This is a genomic window from Streptomyces tailanensis, assembly GCF_008386495.1.
Lineage (GTDB): Bacteria > Actinomycetota > Actinomycetes > Streptomycetales > Streptomycetaceae > Streptomyces > Streptomyces tailanensis.
In genome coordinates this window covers 105652-118934 of the sequence record NZ_VTHJ01000014.1, presented here as the reverse complement: position 1 = coordinate 118934, position 13283 = coordinate 105652, and the positions used below count along the sequence as shown (strand labels likewise).

At 70.5% G+C, this 13283-nt stretch carries 12 protein-coding genes and 2 pseudogenes; 9 read left to right on the top strand and 5 right to left on the bottom strand.

The genetic code is table 11. From position 1 onward, the window contains the following. The first annotated feature begins 146 nt into the window (after nt 1-146). The 5 genes from F3T56_RS14120 to F3T56_RS14100 all read left to right on the top strand — a co-directional run bounded on the left by F3T56_RS14120 (nt 147) and on the right by F3T56_RS14100 (nt 5124). Entirely contained in the window at nt 147-1349 is a 1203-nt protein-coding gene (locus F3T56_RS14120) for a PucR family transcriptional regulator (RefSeq protein ID WP_149825520.1), read from the top strand. An 89-nt stretch (nt 1350-1438) separates the two neighbouring features. Next, nucleotides 1439-2353 (top strand): ACP S-malonyltransferase, encoded by a 915-nt coding sequence (locus F3T56_RS14115; protein WP_149825519.1) that lies wholly within the window; start codon nt 1439-1441, stop codon nt 2351-2353. Between the two features lie 12 nt (nt 2354-2365). Next, nucleotides 2366-3397, top strand: a complete 1032-nt coding sequence (locus F3T56_RS14110) for a ketoacyl-ACP synthase III (protein ID WP_149825518.1) — start codon at nt 2366-2368, stop codon at nt 3395-3397. Between the two features lie 101 nt (nt 3398-3498). Further along, nucleotides 3499-3747: an acyl carrier protein gene (locus tag F3T56_RS14105; protein ID WP_007381745.1), complete on the top strand. Its 249-nt coding sequence runs from the start codon at nt 3499-3501 to the stop codon at nt 3745-3747. A 105-nt stretch (nt 3748-3852) separates the two neighbouring features. Further along, on the top strand, nt 3853-5124 hold the full coding sequence (locus F3T56_RS14100) for a beta-ketoacyl-[acyl-carrier-protein] synthase family protein (RefSeq protein ID WP_149825517.1): 1272 nt from the start codon (nt 3853-3855) through the stop codon (nt 5122-5124). A 72-nt stretch (nt 5125-5196) separates the two neighbouring features. Here F3T56_RS14100 and F3T56_RS14095 read toward each other — a convergent pair whose 3' ends face one another. Continuing rightward, nucleotides 5197-5691 carry a DUF3145 domain-containing protein gene (locus tag F3T56_RS14095; protein WP_149825516.1) on the bottom strand — a complete coding sequence of 165 codons (495 nt, stop codon included), beginning with the start codon at nt 5689-5691 and terminating at the stop codon, nt 5197-5199. 290 nt (nt 5692-5981) lie between these two features. Here F3T56_RS14095 and F3T56_RS14090 point away from each other — a divergent pair, with 290 nt between their 5' ends. After that, nucleotides 5982-6890 (top strand): SGNH/GDSL hydrolase family protein, encoded by a 909-nt coding sequence (locus F3T56_RS14090; RefSeq protein WP_149825515.1) that lies wholly within the window; start codon nt 5982-5984, stop codon nt 6888-6890. A gap of 51 nt (nt 6891-6941) precedes the next feature. Next, nucleotides 6942-7857 (top strand): annotated as a pseudogene (locus F3T56_RS14085) (aldose epimerase family protein). Nucleotides 7858-7862: 5 nt separating this feature from the next. On the opposite strand, the pseudogene F3T56_RS50060 reads toward F3T56_RS14085, so the two are convergent. Next, nucleotides 7863-8540 (bottom strand): annotated as a pseudogene (locus tag F3T56_RS50060) (glycoside hydrolase family 3 C-terminal domain-containing protein); the annotation flags it as partial. Further along, nucleotides 8495-8854 carry a glycoside hydrolase family 3 N-terminal domain-containing protein gene (locus tag F3T56_RS50055; protein ID WP_425473572.1) on the bottom strand — a complete coding sequence of 120 codons (360 nt, stop codon included), beginning with the start codon at nt 8852-8854 and terminating at the stop codon, nt 8495-8497. The gene F3T56_RS50055 and the pseudogene F3T56_RS50060, both read right to left, overlap by 46 nt. A gap of 275 nt (nt 8855-9129) precedes the next feature. Between F3T56_RS50055 and F3T56_RS14075 the strand changes: the two genes are divergently transcribed. Both F3T56_RS14075 and F3T56_RS14070 read left to right on the top strand, forming a co-directional pair. Continuing rightward, nucleotides 9130-9723: a TetR/AcrR family transcriptional regulator gene (locus F3T56_RS14075; RefSeq protein ID WP_149825514.1), complete on the top strand. Its 594-nt coding sequence runs from the start codon at nt 9130-9132 to the stop codon at nt 9721-9723. Between the two features lie 212 nt (nt 9724-9935). After that, nucleotides 9936-11261 (top strand): pyroglutamyl-peptidase I, encoded by a 1326-nt coding sequence (locus tag F3T56_RS14070; protein ID WP_149825513.1) that lies wholly within the window; start codon nt 9936-9938, stop codon nt 11259-11261. Here the strand turns inward: F3T56_RS14070 and F3T56_RS14065 are convergent. Further along, complete coding sequence (locus F3T56_RS14065; RefSeq protein ID WP_149825512.1) at nt 11242-12057, bottom strand: EI24 domain-containing protein; 816 nt, start codon at nt 12055-12057, stop codon at nt 11242-11244. The genes F3T56_RS14070 and F3T56_RS14065 overlap by 20 nt on opposite strands. Nucleotides 12058-12067: 10 nt before the next feature. Beyond that, complete coding sequence (locus tag F3T56_RS14060) at nt 12068-13279, bottom strand: GDSL-type esterase/lipase family protein (protein WP_149825511.1); 1212 nt, start codon at nt 13277-13279, stop codon at nt 12068-12070. Nucleotides 13280-13283: the final 4 nt, after the last annotated feature.

Sequence of the window (13283 nt, the reverse complement as noted above, 5' to 3'; positions counted from 1 at the left end):
CCGGTGCCGTTCAGCCCGTCCGGCGTTTGAGGACGAGGCCGTTCAGGCCGAAGCGGGGGTCTGAGGGCGGCAGCCCCCAGCGGCACGCGGCCCCCGGCCCACGACCCACGGCGCACGCCAGCGCAGCGATAAGGCAGTCTTGTCCCGTGCCCGAACCCGAAGCCAGCAAATCCGAACCCGTACCGCACGTCCATCCGCACGCCGGAACGTTGCGGCGGTTGGAGAAGTCGTCCGGAAGCCTTGCCGCGCAGGCCATCGCGCGGATGGACGAGACGCTGCCCTGGTACCGGGCGATGCCGCCGGAGAACCGGTCGTGGATCGGGCTGGTGGCCCAGGCCGGTATCGCCGCGTTCACGGAGTGGTTCCGGCGCCCGGACGCTCCGCAGGCGATCTCGACGGACGTGTTCGGTACGGCGCCGCGTGAGCTGACCCGGGCGATCACGCTGCGGCAGACCGTGGAGATGGTGCGGACGACGATCGAGGTCATGGAGTCCGCCATCGACGAGGTGGCCGCTCCCGGTGACGAGTCCGTGCTGCGCGAGGCGCTCCTCGTCTACGCGCGGGAGATCGCCTTCGCCACGGCGCAGGTGTACGCGCAGGCCGCCGAGGCACGAGGTGCCTGGGACGCCCGCCTGGAGTCGCTGGTAGTGAACGCGGTGCTCAGCGGGGAGGCCGACGAGGGGGCGGTGAGCAGGGCCGCCGCCCTCGGCTGGAACTCCCCCGAGCATGTGTGCGTGGTCCTCGGCACCGCCCCGGACGGCGACAGTGAGCTGACCGTGGAGGCGATCCGGCGGGCGGCCCGGCACGCCAAGCTTCAGGTGCTCACCGGGGTGCTCGGCGACCGGCTCGTGGTCATCGCCGGTGGCAGCAACGATCCGTTGCAGGTGGCGAAGTCGCTGATCGGACCGTATGCCGCGGGACCCGTCGTCGCGGGGCCGATCGTGCCCGACCTGCAGGCCGCGACCCGGTCCGCGCAGGCGGCGGCCGCGGGGCTCAAGGCCTGTTCCGCCTGGCAGGACGCGCCCCGGCCCGTGCTGGCGGACGATCTGCTCCCGGAGCGGGCCATCGCGGGGGACCCGAGCGCCCGTGAGCAGTTGGTGGAGGAGATCTACAGACCACTGGAGGAGGCCGGCTCCGCGCTCCTGGAGACGCTCAGCGTCTATCTCGAACAGGCCTCAAGTCTGGAAGGCGCGGCCCGGATGCTCTTCGTCCATCCCAACACCGTGCGCTACCGGCTTCGACGTGTGACTGACGTCACCGGTTGGTCTCCTTCAGATGTACGCTCTGCGTTCACACTGCGGATCGCGCTGATCCTGGGGCGTCTGGTGGATGGGGATCTTCAGCTCTAGGGTTTTGTCGGGGGGCTACAAATCCCCCTCGCGTTCTTCGTCCCTGTCCCCACGGGCGGCGTCGGCCGTCCCCAAGAGAGAGTGTGAGAGTGCTCGTACTCGTCGCTCCCGGCCAGGGCGCCCAGACGCCCGGCTTCCTGACCCCCTGGCTCGAACTCCCCGGTGCCGCCGACCGCCTCGCCGCGTGGTCGGACGCCATCGGGCTCGACCTCGTCCACTACGGGACGAACGCCGACGCGGACGAGATCCGGGACACCGCGGTGGCCCAGCCGCTGCTGGTCGCGGCCGGACTGCTGTCCGCCACGGCACTCGGTGACGTAACCCCCGGCGCGGTCGCGGGCCACAGCGTCGGCGAGATCACCGCCGCCGCGTTCGCCGGTGTCCTCGACGACGACGCCGCCCTGGCCCTCGTGCGCAAGCGGGGTCTGGCGATGGCCGAGGCCGCCGCGATCACCGAGACCGGGATGTCCGCGCTGCTCGGCGGCGACCCCGAGACGACCGTTCCGCATCTGGAGAAGCTGGGCCTGACCCCGGCGAACGTGAACGGCGCGGGCCAGATCGTGGCCGCCGGCACCCTGGAGCAGCTGGCAGCGCTGGAGGCGGACAAGCCCGAGGGCGTCCGCCGGGTCGTGGCCCTGAAGGTCGCCGGCGCCTTCCACACGCACCACATGGCCCCCGCGGTCGACGCGCTCGCCGAGGCCGCCGCCGGTCTCTCCCCTGCGGACCCGAAGTTCACGTACGTCTCGAACAAGGACGGGAAGGCCGTCGCCACCGGCGCCGACGTGCTCGCCCGGCTGGTCGGCCAGGTCGCCAACCCGGTCCGCTGGGACCTGTGTATGGAGACCTTCAAGGAGCTGGGCGTGACCGCGCTCGTCGAGGTGTGCCCGGGTGGCACGCTCACCGGTCTCGCCAAGCGCGCCCTGCCGGGCGTGCCGACGGTGGCGCTCAAGACCCCCGACGACCTCGACGCCGCTCGCGCGCTCGTCGCCGAGCACCTCAACTAGGAGCCCTGGAGCATGTCGAAGATCAGGCCGAGCAAGGGCGCCCCGTACGCACGCATCCTCGGTGTCGGCGGCTACCGCCCGGTCCGGGTGGTGCCCAACGACGTGATCCTGGAGAGGATCGACTCCTCCGACGAGTGGATCCGCTCCCGCTCCGGCATCGAGACCCGGCACTGGGCGAACGACGAGGAGACCGTCGCCGCCATGTCGATCGAGGCGTCCGGCAAGGCGATCGCCGACGCCGGTATCTCGGCCGAGCAGATCGGCGGCGTCATCGTCTCGACCGTCTCGCACTTCAGCCAGACCCCGGCCGTCGCCACCGAGATCGCCGACAAGCTCGGCACCGACAAGGCCGCCGCGTTCGACATCTCGGCCGGCTGCGCGGGCTTCGGCTACGGCCTGACTCTCGCCAAGGGCATGGTCGTCGAGGGCTCCGCGGAGTACGTCCTTGTCATCGGCGTCGAGCGGCTGTCCGACCTCACCGACCTGGAGGACCGGGCCACCGCGTTCCTCTTCGGTGACGGCGCGGGCGCGGTCGTCGTGGGTCCCTCGCAGGAGCCGCACATCGGCCCGACGGTGTGGGGCTCCGAGGGCGACAAAGCCGGAACGATCAAGCAGACGGTGCCGTGGAACGAGTTCCGGATCGGTGACGTCGACAAGCTTCCGCTGGACAGCGAGGGCAACGTCAAGTTCCCCGCGATCACGCAGGAGGGCCAAGCGGTGTTCCGCTGGGCCGTGTTCGAGATGGCGAAGGTCGCCAAGGAGGCGCTGGACGCTTCCGGACTTTCGCCGGACGACCTGGACGTCTTCATCCCGCACCAGGCCAACGAGCGGATCATCGACTCGATGGTGAAGACACTCAAGCTGCCGGAGCACGTCACGGTCGCCCGTGATGTGCGCACCACCGGCAACACCTCGGCCGCCTCGATCCCGCTCGCGATGGAGCGGCTCCTGGCGACCGGCGAGGCGAAGAGCGGCGACACCGCGCTCGTCATCGGCTTCGGGGCGGGTCTCGTGTACGCAGCGACGGTCGTTACCCTCCCCTAGGCAACCGCTGCCGGATCATGCGGTCCGGCACGGGAAACGCAACACCTGCCGCCGACGCGGCGGACGCCCAACCCTCTGGATATCTACGAAGGAGCGCCCTCATGGCCGCCACTCAGGAAGAGATCGTCGCCGGTCTCGCCGACATCGTGAACGAGATCGCCGGCATCCCGGTCGAGGACGTCCAGCTGGACAAGTCCTTCACCGACGACCTGGACGTCGACTCCCTGTCCATGGTCGAGGTCGTCGTCGCCGCCGAAGAGCGCTTCGACGTCAAGATCCCGGACGACGACGTCAAGAACCTCAAGACGGTCGGCGACGCGACCGACTACATCCTCAAGCACCAGGCCTGATCCACCGGATCGGGCCGCCCCGGCCCGGTCCCCGGATCAGTCCGCTTTGCCCCGCCACCCGGCGGTGGCGCCGCTGATTCCTCGTAACCGTTGGAGAAAATTCCCGTGAGTTCGACCAATCGCACCGTGGTCGTCACCGGTATCGGCGCAACCACACCGCTGGGTGGCGACGCGACTTCCACCTGGGAGGGGCTGGTCGCCGGACGTTCCGGTGTCGGCCCCCTGGAGCAGGAGTGGGCCGCCGACCAGGCGGTCCGTATCGCCGCGCAGATCGCCGTGGAACCGACCGAGGTCATTCCGCGCCCGCAGGCCCGCCGACTGGACCGCTCCGCGCAGTTCGCGCTGATCGCGGCCAAGGAGGCGTGGGCCGACGCCGGTTACACCGAGACGTCCGCCGACGACGGCACCGTCGACGCCGACCGGGTCGGCGCGGTCATCGCCTCCGGCATCGGCGGTGTGACGACCCTCCTCGACCAGTACGACGTGCTGAAGGAGAAGGGCGTACGCCGTGTCTCCCCGCACACCGTGCCCATGCTGATGCCCAACGGCCCCTCCGCCAACGTCGGTCTGTACGTCGGCGCGCGCGCCGGTGTGCACACCCCGGTCTCCGCCTGCGCGTCGGGCGCCGAGGCCATCGGCTACGCCATCGAGATGATTCGCACCGGCCGCGCCGATGTCGTGGTCGCCGGTGGCACCGAGGCCGCCATCCACCCGCTGCCGATCGCCGCGTTCGGCAACATGATGGCGATGTCCAAGAACAACGAGAACCCGCAGGGCGCGTCGCGTCCCTACGACACCGGCCGCGACGGCTTCGTCCTCGGCGAGGGCGCGGGTGTGATCGTCCTGGAGTCCGCGGAGCACGCCGCCGCGCGTGGCGCCCGTGTCTACGCCGAGGCAGTCGGGCAGGGCATCTCGGCGGACGGCCACGACATCGTGCAGCCGGAGCCGGAGGGGCGGGGCATCGCCGCCGCCCTGGAGCACCTGCTGGAGCGCACGGACCTGGACCCGGCGGAGATCATGCACGTCAACGCGCACGGGACCTCGACGCCGGCCGGTGACATCGCCGAGCTGAAGGCGCTGCGCAAGGTGTTCGGCGACGACACCGACCACTTCGCCGTGTCCGCGACGAAGTCCATGACGGGGCATCTGCTGGGCGGTGCCGGTGGTGTGGAGAGCGTCGCGACGGTGCTCGCGCTGTACCACCGGGTGGCTCCGCCGACGATCAACGTGGACAACCTCGACCCCGAGGCCGAGGCCAACGCCGACATCGTGCGGGGCGAGGCGCGCAAGCTTCCCGTCGAGGGCCGCATCGCCGCGCTGAACGACTCGTTCGGGTTCGGCGGGCACAACGTGGTGCTGGCGTTCCGGACGGTCTGATTTCCCGTCGTACGAACGTGAAGGGCTCCCACCGGTCGGTGGGAGCCCTTCGTTCGTGTCCGGACTTGTCGCTTACACGACCTGGTGCAGCCAGCGGACCGGGGCGCCCTCTCCCGCGTATCTGAAGGGCTCCAGCTCGTCGTCCCACGGCTTGCCCAGGAGCTTGGCGATCTCCGCCTCCAGGTCCGTCTCTCCGCTCCGGGAGCGCGTGAGCGCCGCGCGGAGGCGGTCCTCGGGGATGAGGATGTCGCCGTGGATACCGGTGACGGCGTGGAAGATGCCCAGGTCGGGGGTGCAGCTGTAGCGCTCGCCCTCGGCGGTGGGGCAGGGCTCGGCGGTGACCTCAAAGCGGATGAGGTGCCAGCCGCGCAGCGCCGAGGCGAGCTTGGAGGCGGTGCCGGCCTGGCCCTGCCAGGAGAACTCCGAGCGCCAGTGGCCCGGGGCGGCCGGCTGCCGGATCCAGTCGAGGTTCACCCGTGTCCCCAGAACCCCCGCGACGGCCCACTCGACGTGCGGGCACAGCGCGCGCGGCGCGGAGTGCACGTACAGAACTCCACGTGTCGTCACCGGGGCCTCCACAGAGCGGTGCTTCTTGTAACTTGACGGAACGGCAGTGGCGGAGCGGGCCACGTGGCGAGGCTACCGTGCGGTGGGGCAAGGAGTGTGACGTACCGTCGGAGCCGGCGCCAGGAAGAACTCGGGTTTCATCCGAGTGGACGCCTGTACGTATGGGAACAGTTGCACCTTCCGTCCCGTCAAACCCAATCTTTCTCCGTCGGCGGGCCCCCTCGTCGGGAACTCTCGTGCGTTGTCATGAGTGGGGGTTGCACGTGTACGGAGAGAAGAGGGGACCAGGGATGCGGAAGCGACGCCACCGTGCGCACCGTTCGAGGGTGGGGGTCGGTGCCGTCGTGGCGGCGTTCCTGCTGGGTACGGCCGCGTGCGACGCCAGCGGTGGCGACTCCGCCGCGCCCCGGGCCACCGAGGCGAAGACCCGGCCCTCCGCGTCGCCCACCCCCACCTGGGACAGCACCCCCGAGTCGCTGGTCGCCGTCGGGGACTCCATCACCCGTGGCTTCGACGCGTGCGAGGTGCTCTCCGACTGCCCCGAGGTGTCCTGGGCCACCGGCAGTGACGCGTCCGTCGACAGTCTCGCCGTACGGCTGCTGGGCAAGGCCGGGGCAGGCCAGCGGAGCTGGAACTACGCGGTCACCGGGGCCCGGATGGCCGACCTGCCGAGCCAGGTGGCGCGGGCCGTGCCCCGGAAGCCCGAGCTGGTCGCGGTCATGATCGGCGCGAACGACGCCTGCCGGGCCACCGAAACCGACATGACCCCCGTCGCCGACTTCCGCGCCGACTTCGAGGACACGATGGCCACGCTGCGCAAGAGCCTGCCGAAGGCGCAGGTGTTCGTGGCGAGCGTGCCCGATCTGAAGCGGCTGTGGAGCGAAGGGCGGACGAACCCGCTCGGCAAGCAGGTCTGGAAGCTGGGCATCTGTCCGTCGATGCTCGCCGACCCGGATGTGATGACCTCGGCCGCGACCGAGCGGCGCGACGCCGTCCAGGGACGCGTGGTGGCGTACAACAACGTCCTGCGCGAGGTCTGCGCCGAGGACCGCCACTGCCGCTACGACGGGGACGCCGTCTTCGACTACCGGTTCGGGCAGGCGCAGCTCAGCCAGTGGGACTGGTTCCATCCGAGCGTGAACGGGCAGGCGCGGCTGGCGGAGATCGCGTATCGGGTCGTGAGCGGGAAGGGCGCGTGACCTGGGGTTCCGGGGTGACCGTGGGTTCCGGGGTGACCTAGGGTTTCGCTCATGACCGAACTTTTCGGCACACTTTCCGACGGCACGCCTGTTCATCGCTGGACGCTGGAGCGGGGTCGCACGCGGGTGCGGATCCTGACGTACGGCGGGATCGTGCAGTCCGTCGAGGTCCCGGACCGGGACGGGCGATCGGCGGATGTGGTGCTGGGGTTCGCGGACCTCGACGGATATCTGCGGAATCAGGGGCCGTTCTTCGGGGCGCTGATCGGGCGGTACGCCAACCGGATCGCCGACGGGCGGTTCACGCTGGACGGACGGACGTACGAGCTGGCGCGCAACAATCCGCCGAACTCCCTGCACGGGGGTGCGGTCGGATTCGACAAGCGGGTGTGGGACGTGGAGGCCGTCGAGGGCGGTGTGCGGTTGTTCCGCGTCAGTCCGGATGGGGAGGAGGGGTTCCCCGGGCGGGTGTCGGTGTCCGCTACGTACACCTTGGAGGAGGGCGGGGGTGCGCTGCGGGTCTCGTACGAGGCGGTCACTGATGCGCCGACCGTCGTGAACCTCACCAATCACTCGTACTGGAACCTCGCGGGGGCCGCCGCCGGCAGCGCGGGTGGGCATGAGCTGCGGATCGAGGCGTCGCGGGTGACGCCGGTGGACGCGGATCTGATTCCCACGGGGGAGTTGGCCGCGGTGGAGGGGACTCGGTTCGACGGGGAGTGCGGAGGTGGTGGCGGAGTTGTTCGAGCCGGGGTCGGGGCGGGTGTTGAGTGTGGCTACGACTGAGCCGGGGATGCAGTTGTACACGGCGGATCACTTGGAGGGCCCGTTCGGGCCCGGGGATGGGATCGCCTTGGAGACGCAGCACTTTCCTGATTCGCCCAACCGGCCGCACTTTCCGAGTACGGAGTTGCGGCCGGGGGCGGTCTATCGGTCGGAGACGGTTTATGGGTTTGGGGTGCGGTAGGCCCCTTACGCTCCGATAGTCGCCCTTACGCGGCGGTCTGCGATTGAGCGGGCGGCCTCTACCTCGTACGAACCGTTCACGTATGTCCAGGAGTTGGTTGCCTCGTCCCAGGTCTCGAAGGCTCGGCAGGGCAGTTCGACAACTGCCTCTACGGTCTCGCCCGGAGCCGCCTCCACCGTTGCGAAGCCGGCCAGCCAGCGGGGCGGGCGGGTCGCGTCCGGGGTTGTCGGGGCCAGGTAGAGCTGTACGGTTTCTCGGCCTGGGCGGTCGCCGGTGTTCCGGATGCGGACTGTCGCCGTGCTCGGTCCCGTGATCTCGATCGACTCGTAGGTCCAGTCGGTGTAGCCGAGGCCGTGGCCGAAGGGGTACGTGGGGGTCTTGTTCTCCCTTTCCCAGGCTCGGTAGCCGATGAAGAGGTCCTCGTCGTAGGGGAGTTCGCCGTTCGACGGGAGGACTCGGGTGACCGGGGCCTCGGTGAGGGTGCCCCAGGTGGTGGGGAGGCGGCCGCCGGGTTCGTGGGTGCCGGTGAGGGTGTCGGCCAGGGCGGCGCCGCCTTCCTGGCCGGGGAACCAGGTGAGGAGGATCGCGGCCACCTCGTCGCGCCAGGGGAGTTCCACCGGGGAGCCGGAGTTGACGATCACGATCGTGTCGGCGTTGGCGGCCGCCACGGCGCGGACCCGGCCGGCCGCGTCGTGGTGCCCACTCCGCCGGACTGTACGCCGGTCACATAGCCGGAGCCGATCTCACCGGTCAGGTACGGGTCCTCGCTGTACGCCTCGAAGTGGCGGCCGCCGAGTGGGGAGCGGTGCAGGTTGACCGTGGGGGCGAGGAGGACGTGGACGCCCTTGCGGCGGGCCTCCTGGGCCAGCAACACGCCTGTCCTGCGAGCCAGTTCGGGGTCCCAGGTGGCGGCGAGGGCGGTCGGGGAGGGCAGCGCGACGGACGGGTCGTCCGCCGTCCAGCGCACTCCTCGTACGCCGATCGGGCCGTCCGACATGACGAGGGACCGCAATCCGATCTCGGGCAGGGCGGGCAGGGTCCACATGTCCTGGCCGGACAGCAGCCGGGCCTTGGCGTCGAGGTCGAGCTCGGCCAGGGCCGCCTCGACCACCGCCTCGCGTGCCTTGTCGTCCCGCTGGGCCGTTTCCGCTTCCGCCACCGTCTTCGCCACTGCGGCACCTCCTCGTCGAAAGCCTGGGCCTCTCCATCCTGCACGTGTCACCAGTAGATGGGTAGGTTTCGTTATGTTTCCGTAATAGTGGGTGGCGGTGCATGTCGTACGGTGGCGCCATGACGGCCAGGACCAGAAGTGAGGAACGGCGCGCGGAGATCGTGCGGGCCGCACTGGCGGTGATCGCCGAGCGTGGTTATCGCGGGGCGAGCCTGGCCGCGGTCGCGGAGCGGGTGGGGCTCACCCAGCAGGGGTTGCTTCATTACTTCCCCACGAAGGAGGCGCTGCTCGTCGCCGTGCTCAAGGAGCGGGATCAGTGGGATGCCGTGCCGGATACGACGTGGCGGGTGGATCTGCTTGCCTCGCTGGTGGAGTACAACGCCATGCGGCCCGGGATCATCCAGACCTTTTCGGCGCTGCTGGGTGAGAGTGTCACCGAGGGGCATCCCGTGCGGGAGTACTTCACCGAGCGGTACGGGAGGGTGCGGGCGACCATGGCGGAGGTGCTGCGGGCCGAGTACGGGGAGCGGCTGCCGAATGGGCTGACACCCGAGCGGGCGGCTCCGTTGCTGGTGGCTGTGATGGACGGGTTGCAGTACCAGTGGCTGCTGGATCCGGAGGGGGTTGATATGCCGGGGGCGTTTCGGGACTTCTTGACGTTGCTCGGGGAGGGCGGGGGCGCGGGCCGGGGCTGACTGGTTGCCCGGCGGTTGGGGCTGAGCGGGGGTTGGTTTCGCTCACCGGCGCCGGCCGGGTGCCGCTGCGCCCACCCTCCCCCATCGCCCCAGCGGCACGACTGCCCGCAGCTACCAGAGGGCTCTGTGGATGGCGTATGCCTCGGGTGTCACGGAATACTTGCCGCCGTCCGGCGACACCCCCACAGTGACGGAAGGACCGAACTTCCTTGATGCCCATACGTGTTCGGCTCGCCATGCCCGTAGTACTCGGACTGTCGGCCGGCCTGGTGGCCGGCCTCGTGGCTTCCCCGGCCGCCGCCACTTCGGCGGTGGCCTTTACCGTCGAGGAGCGGCGGCTCGATCGGGCCGCGCCTCAGGAGATTCTTCGGCGTTCCGGATTCGACAGCGTGGCGGCGGAGTTGGCGCGGGCGCTGGGTGGGGCGCGGTCGTATGCGCAGGCCGAGCGGATTGTCGTGCGGGAGGGGGCGCGGTTGTGGACGCGGGCGGTGGAGCGGGCGCAGGGGCGTGGGCCGGTGGAATATGAAAAGCGCGAAGCGCTTCCTTGGACGGGTGGTGGCGGGCGACGGGTGGGCCTGAGTCGGGATGATGATCGGCCGTTGTACTGGGCTCGGTTGGGGATGACTCGGGAAGTGCGGGGGTGGGAGCCCCGGTTCGGGTTGTCGGATCGGCAACGGGCTGCTCTGCTGGGCGCGTTGGAGCGTGCTTCGCGGGGGCAGGACGACATCCGGTATTCAGGCTCCGGCGGGGGCAAGGGGCTGAAGCGGGTGCTTGTCACCGGGTTCGATCCGTTCACGCTGGACCGGGATGTCCGGATCTCCAATCCTTCCGGGGCCACGGCTCTCGCCCTCGACGGGACGGTGATCCAGACCGCCGACGGGCCGGCGCGTATCGAGACCGCCGTCTTCCCCGTGCGCTGGCAGGACTTCACGGACGGGACCGTCGAACGCACGCTCCGGCGGCAGTTGCCCCACGTGGACCTCTTCGCGACCGTCAGCCAGGGGCGGGTCGGCCGCTTCGACATCGAGCGGACCAACGGGGCCTGGCGCGGCGGCTTCGCCGACAACGACAACGTCGGGCGGACCGGGACCATCCCGGTCACCGGCCCCGCCTCGCAGCCGCAGTGGACGTCGACGACCTTGCCGTACGAGGCGATCGTCGGCGCGAGCACGGGACGTTTCCCCGTGTACGACAACACGAGCGTGACCGAGATCCCGGCGGGCGGTACCGCGGCGGTCGTACGGCCGCAGGGGCCGACCCCGGGCTCGACCGCCCGGGCCGGGGGCGGCGGTGACTACCTGTCCAACGAGATCGCCTACCGGGCGACGCTGCTGCGCGACCGGCTGGGGTTGCACGACACGCTGCCGGGCGGGCATGTGCACACACCCGTGCTGCAGTTCGGGGCCGGCAACACGGATCCGGCGACCGGGGCGGTGACGGATCCGGAGTTCGTACGGAACCGGCTGGACATCATCGCGCAGGTGCGGGCGATCGTGACGGTGGCGCTCGACGCCAGTGCTACGGAGTCCGCGGCTTGACGAACATGGGGTTGGCCGGGCCCTGAGCCGGGGTCTCGTCCTCGTCGTTCGTCTCCTCGCCCAGCAGGTCGCGGGCCATGAGCGTGGCGCCCGCGACCGCGCCGGGCATGAGGAAGACGGCGACGAAGGGGACGAGGAAGGCGAGGCCGAGGGGCGTGCCGAAGCCCCAGATCAGTGTCTTGCGGGAGCGCAGGAGGGCGAGGCGGTCGCGGAGTTCGACGCGGCGGCGCTGGAGGGCGACCGCCGTCAGCTCCTCGGTCAGGAAGAAGCCGGTGACAAAGACGCCGACCACCGGGACGACCGTCTGGCCGATGAAGGGCACGAAACCGAGCGCGAAGAGCAACACGCCCCACAGAGCCGCCCGTATGACGATACGGAGGCTGTCCCGGGCCGAGAGCCACAGCTCCCGCCCGAGCGGCAGGCCGGACTCCGGGGCCGTGCCGTCGGGTGAGACGTCGCGGTCGACCTTCTCGGAGAGGTTCTCGTAGAAGGGCTGGCCGATGAGGAGGGTCACGGCCGTGAAGGTGATGACCGCGAGGAGGAGGGCCAGGGCGAACAGGACGGCGATGAGGAAACCGCGGAAGAGGCCCAGCCAGGGGCTCGACCAGTCGTCCGCGAAGGGCGTGGCCCAGGTGACGAAGTCCGGGGCCCACACGGCCAGTGCGACCAGGGCGCCCAGGTAGAGGACCATCGTGATCAGGCCCGGGATCAGGCCGAAGCCGTACTGCTTGCCGTGCTGGGCCACCCAGCGCTGTCCTCGTAGCAGGTACTTGAAGCCCGTCCCCAGATCGCTCATGGGACGAACCCTATCGAGGGGGACCGACAACGGCGCCGACCGGGTTTGCGAAGGCACCGTTCCTGGCGGTGAAGGCGAGTTCGGCGAAGCGTTCGCCGATGTGGCGGTGGGTCGCGGCGTCGGGGTGGAGGTCGTCGGGGAGGGGGAGGGTGGTGGCGTCGGGCTCGCCGTAGAGGGCGCGGCCGTCGAGGTAGTGGAGGTGGGGGTCGTCGGTGGCGCGCTGGGCCACGATGCGGCTGAGTTCGTCCCGGATGATCCGGAGGGTGAGCTTCCCGGTCGCGCTCTCCGCCGGGTCGCCCAGCGCGCGGAAGCGCAGGCGGCCTTCGGCGATGTCGGTGAAGTCCGGGGCGCAGGGGCCGGGGGTGTCCTCGTGGATGGGGCACAGGAGGGGCGAGACGACCAGGAGGGGTGTGGTGGGGTGGCCGTCGCGGAGGGTGTCGAGGAAGCCGTGGACGGCGGGTGTGAAGGCGCGCAGGCGCATCACGTCGTGGTTGACGACGTTGATCCCGATCTTGACGCTGATCAGGTCGGCGGGGGTGTCGCGCATGGCGCGGGCGGTGAAGGGGTCGAGCAGGGCGCTGCCGCTGAAGCCGAGGTTGATCAGTTCGACGCCGCCGAGAGAGGCCGCGAAGGCCGGCCAGGTGGTCGTGGGGCCGGCGGCGTCGGAGCCGTGGCTGATCGAACTGCCGTGGTGCAGCCACACCTTGCGGTCCGGGTCCGGTTCGGCGGGCTCCACGGGGGCGTCGGTGCGCAGGGCGACGAGTTCGGTGGTCTCGTTGTGCGGGAGCCAGATCTCGACGGTCTTGAGGGCGTCGGGCAGGTCCGCGAAGCGGAGGGTGCCGGGTGTGCCCGGTCGACTCTCGACGGTGCCGGTGGTCATGTCGATGGTCACGGTGTTGCCGCCGGGCACGCTCGCCCGGCCTGCCGGACGGCCGTCGACAAGGAGTTCGTACAGGCCGTCGGGGCGGGGCGGGGCGCCGACGTAGGCACGTTTGGTGGGCAGGGTGTCGAGTTCGACGGCGGTGGCCCGGGTACGGAAGACCAGTCGTACGCCCGAGGGCTGGGCCTCGGCCATGGCCAGTTGCGGGTCGGTGCACTGGGCGCGGGCCCGGGCGGGCAGCCGGTGCGGGAGGACGCCGTGCTCGGTGCGCTCGATGTCGAGGGCGCCGCGCAGGAGGTCGGCGGTGATGGGGGTGGTGATCCAGTCGGGTGTGGTGTCCATGACC

Excerpts from the sequence above, each read along its gene's own strand:
- F3T56_RS14060 (WP_149825511.1), bottom strand. The coding sequence starts at position 13,279 with ATGGACACCACACCCGACTGGATCACCACCCCCATCACCGCCGACCTC.
- F3T56_RS14110 (WP_149825518.1), top strand. The coding sequence starts at position 2,366 with ATGTCGAAGATCAGGCCGAGCAAGGGCGCCCCGTACGCACGCATCCTC.
- F3T56_RS50055 (WP_425473572.1), bottom strand. The coding sequence starts at position 8,854 with ATGTCGGACGGCCCGATCGGCGTACGAGGAGTGCGCTGGACGGCGGAC.
- F3T56_RS14105 (WP_007381745.1), top strand. The coding sequence starts at position 3,499 with ATGGCCGCCACTCAGGAAGAGATCGTCGCCGGTCTCGCCGACATCGTG.
- F3T56_RS14075 (WP_149825514.1), top strand. The coding sequence starts at position 9,130 with ATGTCGTACGGTGGCGCCATGACGGCCAGGACCAGAAGTGAGGAACGG.
- F3T56_RS14070 (WP_149825513.1), top strand. The coding sequence starts at position 9,936 with ATGCCCATACGTGTTCGGCTCGCCATGCCCGTAGTACTCGGACTGTCG.
- F3T56_RS14065 (WP_149825512.1), bottom strand. The coding sequence starts at position 12,057 with ATGAGCGATCTGGGGACGGGCTTCAAGTACCTGCTACGAGGACAGCGC.
- F3T56_RS14090 (WP_149825515.1), top strand. The coding sequence starts at position 5,982 with ATGCGGAAGCGACGCCACCGTGCGCACCGTTCGAGGGTGGGGGTCGGT.